Origin of the sequence: Pseudomonas sp. PB103, assembly GCF_009764635.1 — a bacterium.
In the GTDB taxonomy this organism is placed as follows: Bacteria; Pseudomonadota; Gammaproteobacteria; order Pseudomonadales; family Pseudomonadaceae; genus Aquipseudomonas.
This window is the reverse complement of record NZ_RWIL01000049.1, coordinates 1-17,885: the sequence shown is the minus strand read 5'-3', so window position 1 is coordinate 17,885 and position 17,885 is coordinate 1. Positions and strand designations below refer to the sequence as shown.

Genomic DNA, 17,885 nt, shown 5'->3' with positions numbered 1-17,885 from the left:
GCACAAGATCAGGAGTGACCTGTGGAAAAGTTTAAAGGCGCCTTGCTGGTAGGCGCTCTGCGGCTGTTTGCCCTGCTGCCATGGCGGGCCGTGCAGGCCGTGGGTTCGGCGATCGGCTGGATCATGTGGAAAACCCCCAACCGCTCCCGCGACGTGGTGCGGATCAACCTCGCCAAATGTTTTCCACAGATGGATCCGGCCGAGCGTGAACGATTGGTCGGGCAGAGCCTGAAAGACATCGGCAAGTCGCTGACCGAAAGCGCCTGCGCGTGGATCTGGCCGGCGCAGCGCTCAATCGATCTGGTGCGCGAAGTCGAAGGCCTCGACGTGCTGAAAGACGCCTTGGCCTCGGGCAAAGGCGTGGTCGGCATCACCAGTCACCTCGGCAACTGGGAAGTGCTCAACCACTTCTATTGCAGCCAGTGCAAACCGATCATTTTCTACCGCCCGCCGAAGCTCAAGGCTGTGGATGATTTGCTGCGCAAACAGCGCGTGCAACTGGGCAACAAAGTCGCCGCCTCCACCAAGGAAGGCATCCTCAGCGTCATCAAGGAAGTGCGCAAAGGTGGTGCAGTGGGCATTCCCGCTGACCCGGAACCGGCCGAATCCGCCGGGATCTTCGTGCCGTTCTTCGCCACTCAAGCGCTGACCAGCAAGTTCGTGCCAAACATGTTGGCCGGTGGCAAAGCCGTCGGCGTGTTCCTGCATGCGCTGCGCCTGCCCGACGGTTCCGGCTACAAAGTGATCCTCGAAGCCGCGCCGGAAGCCATGTACAGCACCGATACCGCCGAGTCTTGCGCAGCGATGAGCAAAGTCGTCGAACGCTACGTCGCTGCCTATCCGAGCCAGTACATGTGGAGCATGAAACGCTTCAAAAAGCGTCCACCCGGCGAAGAACGCTGGTACTGAACTGATTGGCATGATCTGTGGATAACCTGTAGGAGCTGCCGAAGGTTCGGGCCGCGATCGGACGATCTTTTGATCTTGCTCCTCCAGTTATCCACAACTCGTTCAAAAAAGGGCGCACCAAGATGTCCGAACACCGCAAATCCTTCCGCATCAAAATCACCCACGACAGCCTCGGCGAATGCCTCGGGCAAACCCGCAATCTGTCGCCAACCGGGGTCTATGTGCAGCATCCGAGCCTGGCGTCGTTGCCCAAAGGCGCGGTCGTCTATGGCCAGGTGCAGGATTTACCCACAGGCGCGCCACGGGTGCGAATGGAAGTGGTAACGGTCGACGCCGAAGGAATCGGCCTGCGCTACTTGTAGAACGTTACTGCGCCTGACGATCGAGTTTCTTCAGAAACACCGTCATTTCCTTCTCGGCCTGCTTGTCGCCATGGGCGCGGGCGGCTTCCAGACCTTGTTCCCACGCCTGACGTGCGGCGGCAGTGTCGCCCAGCGCCAGTTGCGCCTTGCCCAACAGTTTCCACGCGGCTGAATACTTCGGATCAAAGCCGACACAACGCTGGAAATGCTCGGCAGCCTTAACGTTTTCGCCCAGATCCAGATAGCCCTTGCCCAGGCCGAAGCGCAGCAGGGAGTTATCCACACCCTTGGCGAGCATTTTTTCCAGGGATTCGAGCATTGGTGGATTCCTTTTCGGGTGTGTCAGGGGAGATTTGTGGCGCCGCCATCGCTGGCAAGCCAGCTCCCACAGAGTTTTGGGTTGTTCACAAATGTGATGTACACCGAAGATCCCTGTGGGAGCTGGCTTGCCAGCGATGAGGCCATAACAGACACAGAAAATTCCGGATCAGAAGAAGCTCAACCCCACATGAAACAGCTTCTCCACATCACGAATATGCTTTTTATCCACAAGGAACAGAATCACATGGTCGCCCGCTTCGATCACCGTGTGGTCGTGGGCGATGATCACTTGTTCGTTGCGGATTACCGCGCCAATCGTGGTGCCCGGCGGCAGGCCGATTTTCTCGATCGGTTTACCAATCACCTTGCTCGATTTCGCATCACCGTGAGCAATCGCCTCGATGGCTTCCGCCGCACCGCGCCGCAGTGAGTGCACGCTGACGATATCGCCACGGCGCACGTGGGCCAGCAGGGTGCCGATGGTCGCCAGTTGCGGGCTGATGGCGATGTCGATGTCGCCGCCCTGAATCAGGTCGACGTAGGCCGGGTTGTTGATGATCGTCATGACCTTCTTCGCCCCCAGCCGTTTCGCCAGCAGCGACGACATGATGTTGGCTTCGTCATCGTTGGTCAGGGCGAGGAAGATATCGGCGTCGGCGATGTTCTCTTCCAGCAGCAAATCGCGGTCGGACGCGCTGCCCTGCAACACCACGGTGCTGTCCAGGGTGTCGGAGAGGTAGCGGCAGCGCGCCGGGTTCATCTCGATGATCTTCACCTGATAACGGCTTTCGATGGCCTCGGCCAGACGCTCACCGATCTGCCCGCCGCCGGCAATGACAATGCGCTTGTAGGTTTCGTCGAGGCGGCGCATTTCGCTCATCACCGCGCGAATATTCTCACGGGCGGCGATGAAGAAGACTTCGTCGTCGGCCTCGATCACCGTGTCGCCCTGCGGCAGGATCGGTCGGTCGCGGCGGAAGATCGCCGCCACGCGGGTTTCGACGTTGGGCATGTGTTCGCGCAACTGCCGCAGTTGCTGACCGACCAGTGGCCCGCCGTAATACGCGCGCACCGCCACCAGTTGCGCCTGACCTCCGGCGAAGTCTATGACCTGCAACGCACCCGGATACTCGATCAGGCGCTTGATGTAGTTGGTCACCACTTGCTCGGGGCTGATCAGCACGTCGACCGGAATCGCTTCGTTCTGGAACAGTTGCTCTTCGCGGTTCAGGTAGGACGCTTCGCGCACCCGGGCGATTTTCGTCGGGGTGTGGAACAGCGTGTGAGCGACCTGGCAGGCGACCATGTTGGTTTCGTCGCTGTTGGTCACGGCCACCAGCATGTCGGCATCATCCGCGCCGGCCTGGCGCAATACCGACGGCAGCGAGCCACGGCCCTGGATGGTGCGGATGTCGAGGCGGTCGCCGAGGTCGCGCAGACGTTCGCCGTCGGTGTCGACGACGGTAATGTCGTTGGCCTCGCTGGCCAAATGCTCGGCCAGCGAACCGCCGACCTGTCCCGCACCGAGGATGATGATTTTCATCCAGTCACTCCATTGAATCCGTTTAGCCGCGCGCGGCAGCGATCTTGATCAGCTTGGCGTAGTAGAACCCGTCATGCCCGCCCTGCTGGGCCAGCAATTGGCGACCATGGGGCTGTTTGATCCCGGCCGTGGTGGCCAGATCCAGTTCCCGGGCGCCTGGCGTACGCTCAAGGAACGCGGCGATCACTTCGGTGTTCTCGGTCGGCAGCGTCGAGCAGGTGGCGTACAGCAGAATGCCGCCGACTTCGAGGGTCTTCCACATGGCGTCGAGCAGTTCGCCTTGTAGTTGCGCGAGGGCGACGATGTCGTCGGGCTGACGGGTCAGCTTGATGTCCGGATGGCGGCGGATCACGCCGGTGGCCGAGCATGGCGCGTCGAGCAGAATGCGCTGGAACGGTTTGCCGTCCCACCATTTCTCGGTGTCGCGACCGTCGGCGGCGATCAGTTCGGCGTTGAGGCCGAGGCGCTCAAGGTTTTCCTTCACGCGCACCAGACGCTTGGCTTCCAGATCCACCGCGACCACGCCGGCCAGCGCCGGTTCGGCTTCGAGGATGTGACAGGTCTTGCCACCCGGCGCGCAGCAGGCGTCGAGCACGCGTTGGCCTGGCGCCAGATCGAGCAGGTCGGCAGCCAGTTGCGCCGCTTCGTCCTGCACGCTGATCCAGCCTTCGGCGAAACCCGGCAGGCTGCGCACGTCGGCGGCGGCTTCGAGAATGATGCCGTCGCGGCTGTAAACGCAGGGCGTTGCGGCAATCCCGGTCTCGGTCAGCAGACCAAGGTAAGCGTCGCGGCTGTGATGGCGGCGATTGACCCGCAGGATCATCGGCGGATGCGCATTGTTTGCTTCGCAGATCGCTTCCCACTGTTCCGGCCAGAACGCCTTGAGGGATTTTTGCAGCCAGCGCGGATGGGCAGTGCGCACCACCGGATCACGCTCCAGCTCGGCAAAAATCGTCTCGCTTTCGCGCTGAGCGTTACGCAACACCGCGTTGAGCAGGCCTTTGGCCCAAGGTTTTTTCAGTTTGTCGGCGCAACCGACGGTTTCGCCGATGGCGGCGTGGGCCGGCACGCGGGTGTAAAGCAATTGGTAGAGACCGACCAGCAGCAACGCCTCGACATCGGCGTCGGCAGCCTTGAACGGTTTCTGCAGGAGTTTTTCCGCCAGCGCCGACAGGCGTGGCTGCCAGCGCGCGGTGCCGAACGCCAGATCCTGGGTAAAACCGCGATCGCGATCCTCGACCTTGTCCAATTGTGTCGGCAAAGAGCTGTTCAGCGAGGCTTTGCCGCTGAGCACGGCGGCGAGTGCCTTGGCGGCGGCCAGACGCGGGTTCATTGCGCGTCCACCGCTGCGCCGAGCACCGTGCCGACAGCGAACTTCTCACGACGGCTGTTGAACAGGTCGCTGAAATTCAGTGCTTTGCCGCCGGGCAATTGCAGACGGGTCAGGCACAGCGCTTGTTCGCCGCACGCGACGACCAGGCCGTCCTTGCTGGCGCTGAGGATTTCACCCGGCGCGCCTTTACCGTCGGCGAGTGTCGCCGCCAGCACTTTCAGTGCTTCACCGTTAAGAGTGCTGTGGGTGATCGGCCATGGATTGAAGGCGCGAACCAGTCGCTCCAGCTCAATTGCCGGACGGCTCCAGTCGATGCGTGCTTCATCTTTGTTCAATTTGTGCGCGTAGGTGGCGAGCTCATCGTTCTGCACTTCGCCTTCCAGCGTGCCTGCGGCCAGACCGGCAATCGCTTGCACCACGGCCGGTGGGCCCATCTCGGCGAGACGGTCGTGCAGCGTGCCGCCAGTGTCTTCGCCAGTGATCGGCGTGACGACCTTGAGCAGCATCGGCCCGGTGTCGAGGCCGGCTTCCATGCGCATCACGGTCACGCCGGTCTCGGCATCACCGTGTTCGACGGCGCGCTGGATCGGCGCCGCACCGCGCCAGCGTGGCAGCAACGAGGCGTGACTGTTGATGCAACCCAGGCGCGGAATATCCAGCACCACTTGCGGCAGGATCAGGCCGTAGGCGACCACCACCAACAAGTCCGGCTTCAACGCGGCCAGCTCGGCTTGAGCGTCAGCGTTGCGCAACGTCGGCGGCTGCAATACCTGGATATTATTTTCCAGCGCGAGCTGTTTGACCGGGCTCGGCATCAGTTTTTGCCCGCGACCGGCCGGACGATCCGGTTGGGTGTAGACCGCAACGATCTCGTAAGGGCTGTTCAGCAGGGCCTTGAGGTGTTCGGCGGCGAATTCCGGGGTACCGGCAAAAACGATGCGCAGTGGCTCAGTCATGAAGGGAGTCTCATAAAAAGAAAAAGGCTTGCCGCAGCAAGCCTTTGAAGAGGGGCATCAAGCGTTCTGGCGGTGCTGCTTTTCCAGTTTCTTCTTGATCCGGTCGCGTTTGAGCGTGGACAGGTAATCGACGAACAATTTGCCGTTGAGGTGGTCGCATTCGTGCTGGATGCACACCGCGAGCAGGCCTTCGGCGATCAGTTCATAGGGCTTGCCGTCGCGGTCCAGCGCCTTGATCTTGACCTTCTGCGGGCGGTCGACGTTTTCGTAGAAACCCGGTACCGACAGGCAGCCTTCCTGGTATTGCTCCATTTCTTCGGTCAGCGATTCGAACTCGGGGTTGATGAACACCCGTGGCTCGGTGCGGTCTTCGGAAAGGTCCATCACGACGATACGTTTGTGCACGTTGACCTGGGTCGCGGCTAGGCCGATGCCCGGCGCTTCATACATTGTTTCAAACATGTCATCGACCAACTGACGCACTTCGTCGTCCACTACAGCCACAGGCTTGGCGATAGTGCGCAGACGCGGGTCCGGGAATTCGAGGATGTCTAAAATGGCCATAGGCTGATTGCTGCACGTGTTGAGTAAAGTCGGGCGATGGCCTGGCAGGTCCGAAGATGCAGGCTACCGTTGTGAAGCGTAGCTTGTGCATTTTGCACAAGCGAGCCACGGGGGCTCTGACGGTTCACGCGAACGCACATGATAAAGGGATTCACTGCATGAGGAAAACACTACTCGCCCTGCTGTTGCTGGCTTCGGCCGGCGTAGCGCAAGGGCAAGTGCAGCTCAGGGATGGTTTTCCACAGCAATACACAGTGGTTACGGGTGACACACTCTGGGACATTTCCGGCAAATACCTGCGCGAGCCCTGGCAATGGCCACAGTTGTGGCGGGCCAATCCGCAGATTGAAAACCCCAACCTGATCTATCCCGGCGACACGCTGACGCTCAGCTACGTCAATGGCCAGCCGCGTCTGACGCTCAATCGCGGCGAGTCGCGCGGCACCATCAAACTGTCGCCACGGATTCGCACCAGCCCGGTGGCCGAGGCGATTCCGAGCATTCCACTGAAATCGATCAACAGTTTTCTGCTGAGCAACCGCATCGTCGACAAGGCCGAAGATTTCGACAAGGCGCCGTACATCGTCGCCGGCGATGCCGAACGAGTGCTCAGCGGCACCGGCGACCGTATTTACGCGCGCGGCCATTTCGACCCGAATCAACCGGTCTACGGCATCTTCCGCCAGGGCAAGGTCTACACCGATCCGCAGACCAAGGAGTTTCTCGGCATCAATGCCGACGACATCGGCGGCGGTGAAATCGTCGCGACCGAAGGCGACGTTGCCACCCTCGCCCTGCAACGCACCACGCAGGAAGTGCGCCTCGGCGACCGCTTGTTCAGCGGTGAAGAGCGCTCAATCAACTCGACCTTCATGCCCAGCGCGCCGACCACCAGCATCAACGGCGTGATCATTGACGTACCACGCGGCGTCACCCAGATCGGCGTGATGGACGTGGTCACCCTGAACAAAGGCAAACGCGACGGGCTGGTCGAAGGCAATGTGCTGGAGGTGATGAAAACCGGCGAAACCGTGCGCGACCGCATCACCGGCCAACCGCTGAAAATTCCCGACGAACGCGCCGGTTTGCTGATGGTGTTCCGTACCTACGACAAACTCAGTTACGGCCTCGTCCTTAACGCATCGCGCTCGCTGGCGGTGCTCGACAAGGTGCGAAATCCGTAAGCTTGCTTCACAAGTTACCAACAGAGTTATCCACAGCTTGTTCCGAATGGTTCGGGGCTTATAACGATCAAGGATGATCCAATCATGCTGTCTGTCTGCACGTCGGTTTCGCCGGCGGAACTGGAAGCGCGTCTGCGCCTGCACCGCTTGCCGGACATCGGCCCCAAGCGTTTTACAAAATTGCTCGAAGCCTTTGGCTCGGCGTCGAAAGCCATCAGTGCGCCGGCCAGTGCCTGGCGCTCGTTGGGCTTGCCAACGTCGAGTGCCGAAGCGCGCCGTAGTCCCGAGGTGCGCGATGGCGCCAGCCACGCAATGCGCTGGCTAGAGCGGCCGGAGCATCATTTGCTGATGTGGGATCAGGCAGATTACCCGGCGCTGCTGGCGCAAATTCCGGATCCGCCACCGTTGCTGTTTGTCGCCGGTGATCCGCTGATTCTCGAAAAACCGCAACTGGCGATGGTCGGCAGCCGCCGCGCTTCGCGTCCGGGAATGGACACCGCAGCGGCGTTTTCCCGCAGCCTCGCCGGGGCCGGTTTTGTCATCACCAGCGGTCTGGCGCTGGGCATAGATGCCGCTGCGCATCAGGCCGCGCTGGATGTCGGTGGGCTGACTGTCGGGGTGCTCGGCACCGGGCTGGAAAACTTTTATCCACAGCGCAATCGACGCTTGGCCGACGCGATGATTGCGTCCGGCAGCGCGGTGCTTTCGGAGTTTCCGCTGGACGCCGGGCCGACCGCGAGCAACTTCCCCCGGCGCAATCGGATCATCAGCGGTTTGTCCCTCGGTGTGCTGGTGGTCGAGGCCAGCGTCGCCAGCGGTTCTTTGATCACGGCAAGGCTGGCGGCAGAACAGGGGCGCGAGGTTTACGCGATTCCCGGCTCGATCCATCACCCGGGTGCACGGGGCTGTCACCAGTTGATTCGGGATGGCGCGGTGCTGGTGGAAACCATTGAGCACATCCTCGAAGCACTGCGCGGCTGGCAGCGTTTGCCGCTGTCCACAGACACGCCGCAAGTCGACCATCCACTGCTCATTCTGCTGCACGCCGCGCCGCACACCAGCGAAGGTCTGGCCGACAGCAGCGGCTGGGCTTTACCGAAAGTGCTGGCAGCGCTGACCGAACTGGAAATGGATGGCCGCGCGGTGAGTGAAAACGGCCGCTGGTTTGCGCGGGTGAGCTAGGTTTTACAAGGAAGATCGGTAAACTGCGCGAAACCTGTTTGTGGAGAGTTTTTTCATGGTCAACAGTTGGCGTGTGCAACAAGCCGCACGAGAGATTCGCGCCGGGGCGGTGATTGCCTATCCAACCGAAGCCGTCTGGGGGCTGGGTTGCGACCCGTGGAATGAAGAGGCGGTGGATCGGCTGCTGGCGATCAAGAATCGCTCGGTCGACAAGGGCCTGATTCTGGTCGCCGACAACATTCGCCAGTTCGACTTCCTGTTCGAAGACTTCCCGCAAGAATGGCTCGATCGCATGGCCAGCACCTGGCCGGGGCCGAACACCTGGCTGGTGCCGCACCAATGCCTGCTGCCGGAATGGGTGACGGGTGTGCACGACACGGTGGCGCTGCGGGTCAGCGATCATCCGCAGGTGCGTGATCTGTGCTCGATGGTCGGGCCGCTGATTTCGACCTCGGCCAACCCGCAAGGACGCCCGGCAGCGCGCACGCGGTTGCGCGTCGAGCAGTATTTCCGGGGGCAGATTGATCTGGTGCTGGGCGGGGAATTGGGTGGGCGCAAGAACCCGAGCCTGATTCGCGATCTGGCCACGGGCAACATCGTGCGCCCGGCTTAGAACCGAGTTGCTCCCATCGCTGGCAAGCCAGCTCCCACAGGTTCGGCGTTGTACATAAAATCTATGTCCACCGAAGATTCTTGTGGGAGCTGGCTTGCCAGCGATGGCGTCCTCAAGGCAACAGAATGGTCGAACCTGTAGTGCGTCGAGCCGACAACTCAGTTTGCGCCTTGGCCGCCTCAGCCAACGAATAGCGCTGACTGATATCCACCTTGATCTTGCCGCTGATGATCATCTCAAACAGCTCATCGGCCATCCGCTGCAAGTTCTCGGCGTTATTGGCGTAAGTCGCCAGTGTCGGCCGGGTCACGTACAGCGAGCCTTTCGCCGAAAGAATCCCCAGGTTCACCCCGTCCACCGCACCTGACGCATTACCAAAACTCACCAACAAACCGCGCGGTGCAACGCTGTCCAGCGACGTCAGCCACGTGTCCTTGCCCACACCGTCGTAAACCACCGGGACTTTCTTGCCATCGGTCAGCGCCAGCACACGCTCGGCGACGTTCTCGTGGCTGTAATCGATGGTCGCCCAAGCGCCATTGGCCTTGGCCAGTTCAGCTTTCTCTTTCGAGCTGACGGTACCGATCAGCTTCACGCCCAGGGCCTTGGCCCATTGGCAGGCCAGCGAACCGACACCACCGGCTGCGGCGTGGAACAAAATGGTTTCGCCACCCTTCAGCTCATAGGTCTGGCGCAACAGGTACTGCACGGTCAGGCCCTTGAGCATCACCCCCGCCGCCGTTTCGAAACTGATTTCATCCGGCAGCTTCACCAGATTGTCCTGAGGCAACACGTGAAACTCGCTGTAAGCGCCCAACGGCCCACTGCCGTACGCCACGCGATCACCGACCTTGAAGCGGGTAACGCCGCTGCCGACGGCATCAACCACGCCTGCACCTTCGGCCCCGAGACCTGACGGCAAGGCTGGTGGCGCATACAGACCGCTGCGGAAATAGGTGTCGATGAAATTCAGGCCGATCGCCTTGTTGGCCACGCGCACTTGGTTGGGGCCGGGCGCGGCGGGTTCGTAGTCAACAAATTCGAGCACTTCGGGGCCGCCGTGGGCGCGGAACTGGATACGCTTTGCCATCTGCCTGCTCTCCTTGGGTCTTTCGTGAGCCCCCTATCCAACTCCCATGCTTGATCTTCGTCAACTGCGGCGCGCTGTTCTGCGGTGGTATGCTACGCGCCCATTTGCGTCGCCCGCCTGCGGGGCGCCGCCCGATTCAAGGTGAAGCCATGACGACCCGCACCGACGCCGTAAAGGCCTATCTGCTCGACCTGCAAGACCGCATCTGCGCCGCACTCGAACTCGAAGACGGCGGCACGCGCTTCGTCGAAGACGCCTGGACCCGGCCGGCTGGCGGTGGCGGTCGCACCCGCGTGATCGAGAACGGCACGCTGATCGAAAAGGGCGGCGTCAACTTCTCACACGTCTTCGGCAGCGGTCTGCCGCCGTCCGCCAGCGCTCATCGTCCGGAATTGGCCGGTCGCGGTTTTGAAGCCCTCGGCGTATCGCTGGTGATCCACCCGCACAACCCGCATGTGCCGACGTCTCACGCTAACGTGCGCTTTTTCATCGCTGAGAAAGAAGGTGAAGAACCCGTCTGGTGGTTCGGCGGCGGCTTCGACCTGACCCCGTATTACGGCAACGAAGAAGACTGCATCCACTGGCACCGCGTCGCCGAGCAGGCCTGCGCGCCCTTCGGACCGGACGTCTACCCGCGCTACAAAGCCTGGTGCGACACCTACTTTCACATCAAGCATCGTCACGAACCGCGCGGCATCGGCGGGCTGTTCTTCGATGACCTGAACGAGTGGGACTTCGACACCAGCTTCGCTTTCATGCGCGCGATCGGCGACGCCTACATCGATGCGTATTTGCCAATCGTGCAGCGCCGTAAAAACGCTGCGTTCACCGCGCAGCAGCGTGAATTCCAGGAATTCCGCCGTGGCCGTTACGTTGAATTCAACCTGGTGTACGACCGTGGCACGTTGTTCGGCCTGCAATCGGGCGGGCGTACCGAATCGATCCTGATGTCGCTGCCGCCACAAGTGCGCTGGGGCTACGACTGGAAAGCCGAGCCGGGCAGCGAAGAAGCGCGCCTGACCGAGTACTTCCTGCAAGACCGCGACTGGTTGGCCGAGGCCTGAGGATTTCTGATGGATCGTTACGTCGTTTTCGGTAACCCGATCGGCCACAGCAAATCGCCGATGATTCACAAGTTGTTCGCTGAGCAGACCGGTCAGAGCCTCGACTACGGCACCCTGCTGGCGCCGCTCGACGATTTTTCCGGCTGCGCTAAAGCCTTTTTCGTAGAAGGTCGCGGCGCCAATGTGACCGTGCCGTTCAAGGAAGACGCCTATCGTCTGGCCAACAGCCTCACTGCGCGAGCACAGCGTGCTGGCGCGGTGAATACCTTGAGCAAACTGGCCGATGGCTCGCTGCTCGGCGACAACACTGACGGCGCCGGACTGGTGCGGGATCTGACGGTAAACGCCGGGTTCAGCCTGACCGGCAAACGCATTTTGCTGCTCGGTGCGGGCGGCGCAGTACGTGGCGCGCTGGAGCCGTTGCTGGCGGAGCAACCGGCGTCGGTGATCATCGCCAATCGCACGGTGGACAAGGCTGAGTTGCTGGCCGAGTTGTTCTGCGATCTGGGGCCTGTGTCGGCGAGCGGGTTTGACTGGCTGCGCGAGCCGGTGGACGTGATCATCAACGCCACGTCGGCGAGCCTGACCGGCGATGTACCGCCGATTGCGCCGAGCCTGATCGAGCCGGGTAAAACCCTGTGCTACGACATGATGTACGGCAAGGAACCGACGGCGTTCTGCCGCTGGGCCAGCGAGCATGGCGCGGCGGTGTCGATGGATGGTTTGGGGATGCTCGCCGAGCAAGCCGCCGAGGCGTTCTTCCTGTGGCGCGGTGTCCGCCCCGATACGGCGCCAGTACTGACCGAATTACGCCGCCAGTTGGCCCTTTAAAAGCATCGCTGGCAAGCCAGCTCCCACAAGGATCACCTAATTCCCTGTGGGAGCTGGCTTGCCAGCGATTGAAGTCGACACCGATATCAGATCAATCCTCAAACCGGATCGGACATTTCTCCGGCCCCTCAAGCTTTCTCAATTCCTCCACCACCTGCGGCCGCGCCCGGCGCAAGGTCAAACTGCGACTCTGGCTGAGCAAGCGTCGCGCCTCCTGATGCAGCATCTCCACCCCCGAATAATCGATGAAGTTGATCTGCTGCGCCTCGATCACCACGCGCGCGCCGTGCATCCGCTGCAAGCGCACTTGCAAGTAATGGCTGGCGCCGAAAAAGATCGAGCCGCCAACCCGCAACACATCGTCCTCACCGTCGCGCCAATGCTGCACGCGCGGCTGCGAGGTGCGCTTGAGATAGAAGAACAGCGACGCCAGCACCCCGGCATAAATCGCCGTCTGCAACTCCAGCAGCAACGTCGCCAGGCATGTGAGCGCCATGACCACGAACTCGGCACGGCTGACCCGCAGCAACGCGCGAATGCCGCGATGATCGACCAAGCCCCAAGCGATCAGCAGAATGCTGCCGGCCATCGCCGGAATCGGAATGTGCGAAATCAGCCCGGCACCAAAAATCGCAAACAACGCCACCCAGATCGCTGAAAAGATCCCGGCCAATGGCGAACAGGCGCCCGCCTCGTAGCTCAACCCTGAACGGGTAAACGATCCGGCTGACAGCGACCCGGAAAAGAACGCCCCGAGGATATTGGATAAGCCCTGCGCGCGGACTTCCTGATTGGCATCGAGCAACTGCTGCGAGCGTGCCGAAATCGAGCGCGCGATCGACAGGCTGGTGACCAAACCGAGCATGCCTACCGCCACAGCGCTGGGCAGCAAGCGCAGGATCAAGTCCAGATCCAGCGGCAAGCCACTGAACGGCGGCAGGCGCCCGACAAACGCGCTGACCAGGTGCACATGGCCGAACATCGCTGGCCAAAACCACACCAGCAAACTGGCCAGCACCAACGTGATCAGCAGCGTTGGCCAGCGCGGCAGCAGTTGTTTCAGCACCACGCCGACCACCACCGTGGCTACGCCCAGAACTAACGACGATTTATCCACAGCCCTGAGGTGTTGCAACAGATCCATCAAACTCGCCAGCGCCGTGGCTTTGGCCGGCAACTCCAGCCCCAGCAGGTTCGGCAATTGCCCGATGGCGATCACCACCGCCGCGCCGAGGGTGAAGCCGAGCACCACTGAATGCGAGACGAAATTCACCAGCGCACCGAAGCGCAGCAGGCCGAGCAGCCACTGGAAAATCCCCGCGAGCAAGGTCAGCAGCAGGATCAGCGTGATGTAGTCCTGCGAGGCCGGCACGGCCAACGGACTGACGCTGGCGTACAGCACGATGGAAATGGCCGCTGTTGGACCGCAGATCAAGTGCCAGGATGAGCCCCACAGGCAGGCGATCAACACCGGGATGATCGCAGCGTAGAGCCCGTATTCGGGTGGGAGGCCGGCGATCAGTGCGTAGGCAATCGACTGGGGTAACGCGAGAATTGCGCCGCTGAGGCCGACGATCAGATCCCGCCCTACGCTGGCGCGGGTTTGCCGCGGGAGCCAGGTCAGGAAGGGGAAGAGAGAGTGGCGGCTGGGGAAGGCCATGGGTCCTCGCGGTTGGGGTTTTGTTCAAGGTTATCAGGGTGTCAGGGAAAGGGCCCTCACCCTAGCCCTCTCCCGGAGGGAGAGGGAACTGACCGAGGTGTTTGATGGAGATGCACCGACCTGCAATTTCGGAGTTGAGCGCAAGTTTAGAATCCAACAACGATCGGCTCCCTTTCCCCTCGCCCCCTGGGGAGAGGGCTGGGGTGAGGGGGCAAAAATCTCAAGCCGATCACTCATCCAGCCACCCCACAATCAAAGCTTCGCCTTAACCGCCGCCAACGCATCCTTCCCGTCAACCGTCTTCACCCCGTCCAGCCACTTGTCCAATACCGCCGGATTCGCCTTGATCCACGCCTTCGCCGCCGCGGCATTAGTGACCTTCTTGTTCACCACCTCAGCCATGATGCTGTTCTCCATTTCCTGCGTGAACGACAGATTGGTCAGCAATTTACCCACATTCGGACACGCCTCGGCATAGCCCTTACGCGTCAACGTGAACACGCTGCCAGTGTCTCCGAAGTATTTCTCGCCACCCTTCAGGTAATGCATCTTCAACTGCACGTTCATCGGGTGCGGCGTCCAGCCAAGGAAGGTGACGAATTTCTGTTTCTTCACCGCCCGCGACACTTCGGCCAACATCGCCTGTTCGCTGGACTCGATCAGCTTCCACTGGCCCAGGTCGAAGTCGTTCTTCTTGATGATTTCCTGCAACGAGATATTCGCCGGCGCGCCCGAGCCGATGCCGTAGATCTTCTTGTCGAACTTGTCGGCGTATTTGTTCAGGTCGGCAAAGTTATGCACACCCGCATCCCACACGTAGTCCGGCACAGCGAGGGTGAATTCGGTGCCGTCGAGGTTCTTCGCCAATTGCGTGACGTCGCCGGTGGCGACGAACTTGTCGTAGAAGCCCTGCTGCGCCGGCATCCAGTTGCCGAGGAAGACATCCACCTGGCCGTCCTTCAACCCACCAAAGGTGATCGGCACCGCGAGGGTGTCGACTTTGGCCTTGTAGCCCATGCCATCCAGCAGAAACCCGGTGATCGCATTGGTCGCGGCGATGTCGCTCCAGCCCGGGTCGGCCATTTTCACCGTGTCGCAACTCTGCTCGGCGAAGGCCGCAGCGCTGCTCAGCGCGAGCAGGCCAACCGTCACTACTGTGGATAACTTACGCATGGACTTCCCCTTAACATTATTGGTTTTGGCAGGGTTGTGGATAACGTGCTTTGCGTTCCAGATCATCGAGGTCGATGTGGTTGCGCATGTACTGCTGACTGGCATCCACCAGCGGCTGGTGATCCCAGCTCTTCAGCTTGCCGATGGTCAGCGCGTCGGCAACAAAACGCCGGCGGCGCTGGCTGGCGAGCACCTCTTGGTGAATCGCCGGAATGTCCCATTTGGCCCGCGCTTCGGCAAGAAAATCGTCGAACAGCCGGCGATGTTGCGGCGATTGACTGAGTTCTTCCAGTTCGCGCGGATCGTTGCTTACGTCGAAGAGTAGGCAAGGGTCGCTTTCACTGTAGATAAATTTGTAGGCGCCGCGACGGATCATCATCAACGGGCTGACAGTGCCTTCGGCCATGTATTCGCCGAACACTTCGTCGTGACCGCCCTGCCCTTGCAGATGCGAGACCAGCGAGCGGCCATCCAGTGGCAAGCCCGGCTCCAGGGTGCCGCCGGCCAGTTCCACGAAAGTCGGCAACAGGTCAGCGGTAGACACCGCCGCGCTGACCCGACCGGCACCAAATTGGCCCGGCGCACTGATCAACAGCGGCACGCGGGCGGCCATTTCGTACCAGTGCATTTTGTACCAGAGGCCTTTCTCGCCGAGCATGTCGCCGTGGTCACCGGAGAACACAATGATGGTGTCATCGATCAGCCCGGTTTCCTCGAGGGTTAGCAGAAGTTTGCCGACGTTGGCGTCGATATAACTGCACGCCCCGAAATACGCCCGACGCGCATCGCGGATCTTATCCACAGGCAGCGGTTTATCCCACAGGTCATAAACCTTGAGCAGGCGCTGCGAGTGCGGATCGAGTTCGTGTTGATCCGGGGTTGTAGGCAAAGGGATATCGGCATCGTCGTACAAATCCCAGAACGCTTTGGGAATCGTGTACGGGTCGTGTGGGTGAGTCATCGATACGGTCAGGCAAAACGGCTGATCGCCATCTTCGCGGATGTGATCGAACAGGTACTGCTGCGCCTTGAACACCACCTCTTCATCGAAATCGAGTTGGTTGGTGCGCACGCATGGCCCAGCCTGCAATACCGAGGACATGTTGTGATACCAGGTCGGCCGCACGTCCGGCTCATCCCAGTTCACTGACCAACCGTAATCGGCCGGATAGATGTCGCTGGTCAGACGCTCTTCATAGCCGTGCAGCTGATCCGGGCCGCAGAAATGCATCTTGCCCGACAGCGCCGTGCGATAGCCGAGACGGCGCAAGTAGTGGGCGTAGGTCGGCACATCGACAGGGAAATCGGCAGCGTTGTCGTAGGCGCCGATCTTGCTCGGCAACTGGCCGCTGACCAAAGTGAAACGCGACGGCGCGCACAACGGGCTGTTGCAGTAAGCGGCATCGAACACCACGCCTTGTTCGGCGAGGCGGGAAAGATTCGGCAGTTTGATTGGCGAAGGGCCGTAGAACGGCAACATTGGCGCGGCCATCTGATCGGCCATGATGAAAAGAATATTCTTGCGCTTCATGTGATCGCGGCATTCCATAGTGAATATTTATGCGACATTGCTGCGATCGAGCATGGAGTCCATGCTCTGTCGGGTAAAGCCCGCGCCGGGCAATGACTAGGATAAGCACAGCTTATGTATGAAGCCTTGGGCGATCTGTCGCTCGACCTGCTACGCGCCTTCGAAGCCGCCGCTCGTCATCGCAGTTTTACTGCAGCAGCGGTCGAATTGGGCACCACGCAACCGGCGATCAGCCAGCAGATCAAACGACTGGAGGAACAGCTCGGCACGCGGCTGTTTGATCGCATCTACCGAGGCATCGAGTTAACCGAAGTCGGTGTAATCCTTTTCGAGCAAGTTAGCCTCGGTTTACAGAATATCGACGCAGGGTTGAGCGCGATCAGCGCACAGCAGCAACATGAGGTACTGCAAGTTGCCACCGATTTCGCCTTCGCCGCGTACTGGCTGATGCCGCGTCTGCACCGCTTCCATGAGGCCAATCCCCACGTCGACGTCAGCCTGGTCACCAGCGAACGCAACCACAACATGCTGCGCACCGACATCGACGTGGCGATCCTGTTTGGCGACGGGCGCTTCAAGCAGGGCGAAAGCCATTGGTTGTTCAGCGAAGAAGTGTTCCCGGTGTGCAGCCCGCAATTGCTCAAGGAGCGCGCCCTGCCCTTGCCCGCTCAGGCGTTGCTGGAGTTGCCGCTGCTGCACCTGCGTGGCGAAAACAGCAGCAACTGGTTCGACTGGAGCGGACTGTTTCGCGAGTTAGGCATCAGCACGCCGCCAGCGCCGGGGCAGTTGCGGTTCGACAATTACACGCTGTTGATTCAAGCGGCGATTGGCGGGCAAGGCGTGGCGATCGGTTGGCGCCACCTTGTGGATAACTTGCTGATCCAGGGTTTGTTGTGTCGGCCAATTGCTGAAACGACGCTGTCGCGGTTGGGGTATTACGTGGTGTTGCCGCAGCGAAAACGGCGTGGGGTGTTGATTCAACAGTTTGTCGATTGGTTGATGGAGGAGCAGGCGAGTAGCGCCGAATCGCTAAGCGGGTTATCTCTACCGTCTATTGCGGTCTAGTGATTTCATTGAACATGAACCTTCTTCTTTAGCGAGTGGGATAAGTCGTTTGTTCAATCAATAAAAAATCACATCTATCGTTGAAGGTCGTAGCGAAGGGAGAAGGACTACAGAGTGCTCTGATCTTCATCGGTGACGGATACTAGTATTTGTAAACGTGTTGTTTGTATGTGATGGTTTTTGCCCATCGTGACGGATACTCAGCAATAGTAGTGGCCGAATCATTGGATAAAGCAACAAAAGTACGTTTATCGATACATCGCCATCCATAAAGGCACTCTAAACAACTCGCTGTCTTAATAACGGCAAATCCAATGATCCGAACCCTCCCTCGAGTAGTACAACTTCAGCTGCTAGCGACTTTGCTCAATAGTGCCGTGGACTTGCCCCTACAAAACCGGACACCAACTCCCCGTTAAATTGATGCAGCTGCCAAGCGCCTGAACTCCCTCGGTGAGCGATAGTTCAAAGCGCTGTGCGGATGCTGCTCGTTGTAATGCTCAA

The 17,885-nt window shown here is 60.5% G+C and carries 17 protein-coding genes; 8 read left to right on the top strand and 9 right to left on the bottom strand.

All coding sequences use genetic code 11. The features are described 5' to 3' along the window. Positions 1 to 21: 21 nt before the first annotated feature. Together EJA70_RS08890 and EJA70_RS08885 are read left to right on the top strand one after the other, a co-directional pair. Positions 22 to 909: a lysophospholipid acyltransferase gene (locus tag EJA70_RS08890; protein ID WP_150603666.1), complete on the top strand. Its 888-nt coding sequence runs from the start codon at positions 22 to 24 to the stop codon at positions 907 to 909. 122 nt (positions 910 to 1,031) lie between these two features. Beyond that, positions 1,032 to 1,271: a PilZ domain-containing protein gene (locus EJA70_RS08885; protein ID WP_158830514.1), complete on the top strand. Its 240-nt coding sequence runs from the start codon at positions 1,032 to 1,034 to the stop codon at positions 1,269 to 1,271. A 4-nt stretch (positions 1,272 to 1,275) separates the two neighbouring features. Here the strand turns inward: EJA70_RS08885 and EJA70_RS08880 are convergent, their stop codons facing one another. The 5 genes from EJA70_RS08880 to def all read right to left on the bottom strand — a co-directional run bounded on the left by EJA70_RS08880 (position 1,276) and on the right by def (position 5,988). Beyond that, positions 1,276 to 1,590: a tetratricopeptide repeat protein gene (locus EJA70_RS08880; RefSeq protein WP_158830513.1), complete on the bottom strand. Its 315-nt coding sequence runs from the start codon at positions 1,588 to 1,590 to the stop codon at positions 1,276 to 1,278. A 168-nt stretch (positions 1,591 to 1,758) separates the two neighbouring features. Next, positions 1,759 to 3,135, bottom strand: a complete 1,377-nt coding sequence (gene trkA / locus EJA70_RS08875; protein WP_158830512.1) for a Trk system potassium transporter TrkA — start codon at positions 3,133 to 3,135, stop codon at positions 1,759 to 1,761. Positions 3,136 to 3,157: 22 nt separating this feature from the next. Further along, positions 3,158 to 4,468 (bottom strand): 16S rRNA (cytosine(967)-C(5))-methyltransferase RsmB, encoded by a 1,311-nt coding sequence (gene rsmB, locus EJA70_RS08870; protein WP_158830511.1) that lies wholly within the window; start codon positions 4,466 to 4,468, stop codon positions 3,158 to 3,160. Continuing rightward, entirely contained in the window at positions 4,465 to 5,424 is a 960-nt protein-coding gene (gene fmt / locus EJA70_RS08865; RefSeq protein WP_158830510.1) for a methionyl-tRNA formyltransferase, read from the bottom strand. Before fmt ends, rsmB begins: the two co-directional genes overlap by 4 nt. Before the next feature lie 57 nt (positions 5,425 to 5,481). Beyond that, positions 5,482 to 5,988 (bottom strand): peptide deformylase, encoded by a 507-nt coding sequence (gene def, locus EJA70_RS08860; protein ID WP_008084349.1) that lies wholly within the window; start codon positions 5,986 to 5,988, stop codon positions 5,482 to 5,484. A gap of 158 nt (positions 5,989 to 6,146) precedes the next feature. Here def and EJA70_RS08855 point away from each other — a divergent pair, with 158 nt between their 5' ends. The 3 genes from EJA70_RS08855 (at position 6,147) to EJA70_RS08845 (ending at position 8,967) form a co-directional block, all read left to right on the top strand. Next, positions 6,147 to 7,172, top strand: coding sequence for a LysM peptidoglycan-binding domain-containing protein (locus EJA70_RS08855; RefSeq protein WP_158830509.1), 1,026 nt, complete (start codon positions 6,147 to 6,149; stop codon positions 7,170 to 7,172). An 84-nt stretch (positions 7,173 to 7,256) separates the two neighbouring features. Continuing rightward, the gene (dprA, locus tag EJA70_RS08850; protein ID WP_158830508.1) at positions 7,257 to 8,354 is read left to right on the top strand and encodes a DNA-processing protein DprA; all 1,098 of its coding nucleotides are present in this window, start codon (positions 7,257 to 7,259) and stop codon (positions 8,352 to 8,354) included. A gap of 55 nt (positions 8,355 to 8,409) precedes the next feature. Further along, positions 8,410 to 8,967, top strand: coding sequence for an L-threonylcarbamoyladenylate synthase (locus EJA70_RS08845; RefSeq protein ID WP_158830507.1), 558 nt, complete (start codon positions 8,410 to 8,412; stop codon positions 8,965 to 8,967). Positions 8,968 to 9,079: 112 nt separating this feature from the next. Here EJA70_RS08845 and EJA70_RS08840 read toward each other — a convergent pair whose 3' ends face one another. Continuing rightward, a complete protein-coding gene (locus tag EJA70_RS08840) occupies positions 9,080 to 10,057 on the bottom strand; it encodes an NADPH:quinone reductase (protein WP_158830506.1) in 978 nt (325 codons plus the stop codon). 149 nt (positions 10,058 to 10,206) lie between these two features. Between EJA70_RS08840 and hemF the strand changes: the two genes are divergently transcribed. Further along, the gene (hemF, locus tag EJA70_RS08835; protein ID WP_158830505.1) at positions 10,207 to 11,121 is read left to right on the top strand and encodes an oxygen-dependent coproporphyrinogen oxidase; all 915 of its coding nucleotides are present in this window, start codon (positions 10,207 to 10,209) and stop codon (positions 11,119 to 11,121) included. Positions 11,122 to 11,130: 9 nt separating this feature from the next. Beyond that, a complete protein-coding gene (gene aroE / locus EJA70_RS08830; protein ID WP_158830504.1) occupies positions 11,131 to 11,952 on the top strand; it encodes a shikimate dehydrogenase in 822 nt (273 codons plus the stop codon). Positions 11,953 to 12,043: 91 nt separating this feature from the next. Here aroE and EJA70_RS08825 read toward each other — a convergent pair whose 3' ends face one another. The 3 genes from EJA70_RS08825 to betC all read right to left on the bottom strand — a co-directional run bounded on the left by EJA70_RS08825 (position 12,044) and on the right by betC (position 16,316). Continuing rightward, positions 12,044 to 13,612, bottom strand: coding sequence for a SulP family inorganic anion transporter (locus EJA70_RS08825; protein ID WP_158830503.1), 1,569 nt, complete (start codon positions 13,610 to 13,612; stop codon positions 12,044 to 12,046). Between the two features lie 252 nt (positions 13,613 to 13,864). Beyond that, entirely contained in the window at positions 13,865 to 14,785 is a 921-nt protein-coding gene (choX, locus tag EJA70_RS08820) for a choline ABC transporter substrate-binding protein (protein ID WP_158830502.1), read from the bottom strand. Positions 14,786 to 14,801: 16 nt separating this feature from the next. After that, positions 14,802 to 16,316, bottom strand: coding sequence for a choline-sulfatase (betC, locus tag EJA70_RS08815; protein WP_158830501.1), 1,515 nt, complete (start codon positions 16,314 to 16,316; stop codon positions 14,802 to 14,804). Between the two features lie 114 nt (positions 16,317 to 16,430). On the opposite strand from betC, the gene EJA70_RS08810 reads away from it, so the two are divergent. After that, the gene (locus EJA70_RS08810) at positions 16,431 to 17,381 is read left to right on the top strand and encodes a LysR family transcriptional regulator (RefSeq protein ID WP_158830500.1); all 951 of its coding nucleotides are present in this window, start codon (positions 16,431 to 16,433) and stop codon (positions 17,379 to 17,381) included. Positions 17,382 to 17,885: the final 504 nt, after the last annotated feature.

Coding starts and splice junctions, on each gene's coding strand:
- def (WP_008084349.1), bottom strand. CDS start 5,988: ATGGCCATTTTAGACATCCTCGAATTCCCGGACCCGCGTCTGCGCACT.
- EJA70_RS08825 (WP_158830503.1), bottom strand. CDS start 13,612: ATGGCCTTCCCCAGCCGCCACTCTCTCTTCCCCTTCCTGACCTGGCTC.
- EJA70_RS08880 (WP_158830513.1), bottom strand. CDS start 1,590: ATGCTCGAATCCCTGGAAAAAATGCTCGCCAAGGGTGTGGATAACTCC.
- EJA70_RS08810 (WP_158830500.1), top strand. CDS start 16,431: ATGTATGAAGCCTTGGGCGATCTGTCGCTCGACCTGCTACGCGCCTTC.
- trkA (WP_158830512.1), bottom strand. CDS start 3,135: ATGAAAATCATCATCCTCGGTGCGGGACAGGTCGGCGGTTCGCTGGCC.
- dprA (WP_158830508.1), top strand. CDS start 7,257: ATGCTGTCTGTCTGCACGTCGGTTTCGCCGGCGGAACTGGAAGCGCGT.
- rsmB (WP_158830511.1), bottom strand. CDS start 4,468: ATGAACCCGCGTCTGGCCGCCGCCAAGGCACTCGCCGCCGTGCTCAGC.
- hemF (WP_158830505.1), top strand. CDS start 10,207: ATGACGACCCGCACCGACGCCGTAAAGGCCTATCTGCTCGACCTGCAA.
- choX (WP_158830502.1), bottom strand. CDS start 14,785: ATGCGTAAGTTATCCACAGTAGTGACGGTTGGCCTGCTCGCGCTGAGC.
- EJA70_RS08885 (WP_158830514.1), top strand. CDS start 1,032: ATGTCCGAACACCGCAAATCCTTCCGCATCAAAATCACCCACGACAGC.
- EJA70_RS08855 (WP_158830509.1), top strand. CDS start 6,147: ATGAGGAAAACACTACTCGCCCTGCTGTTGCTGGCTTCGGCCGGCGTA.
- aroE (WP_158830504.1), top strand. CDS start 11,131: ATGGATCGTTACGTCGTTTTCGGTAACCCGATCGGCCACAGCAAATCG.
- EJA70_RS08845 (WP_158830507.1), top strand. CDS start 8,410: ATGGTCAACAGTTGGCGTGTGCAACAAGCCGCACGAGAGATTCGCGCC.
- betC (WP_158830501.1), bottom strand. CDS start 16,316: ATGAAGCGCAAGAATATTCTTTTCATCATGGCCGATCAGATGGCCGCG.
- fmt (WP_158830510.1), bottom strand. CDS start 5,424: ATGACTGAGCCACTGCGCATCGTTTTTGCCGGTACCCCGGAATTCGCC.
- EJA70_RS08840 (WP_158830506.1), bottom strand. CDS start 10,057: ATGGCAAAGCGTATCCAGTTCCGCGCCCACGGCGGCCCCGAAGTGCTC.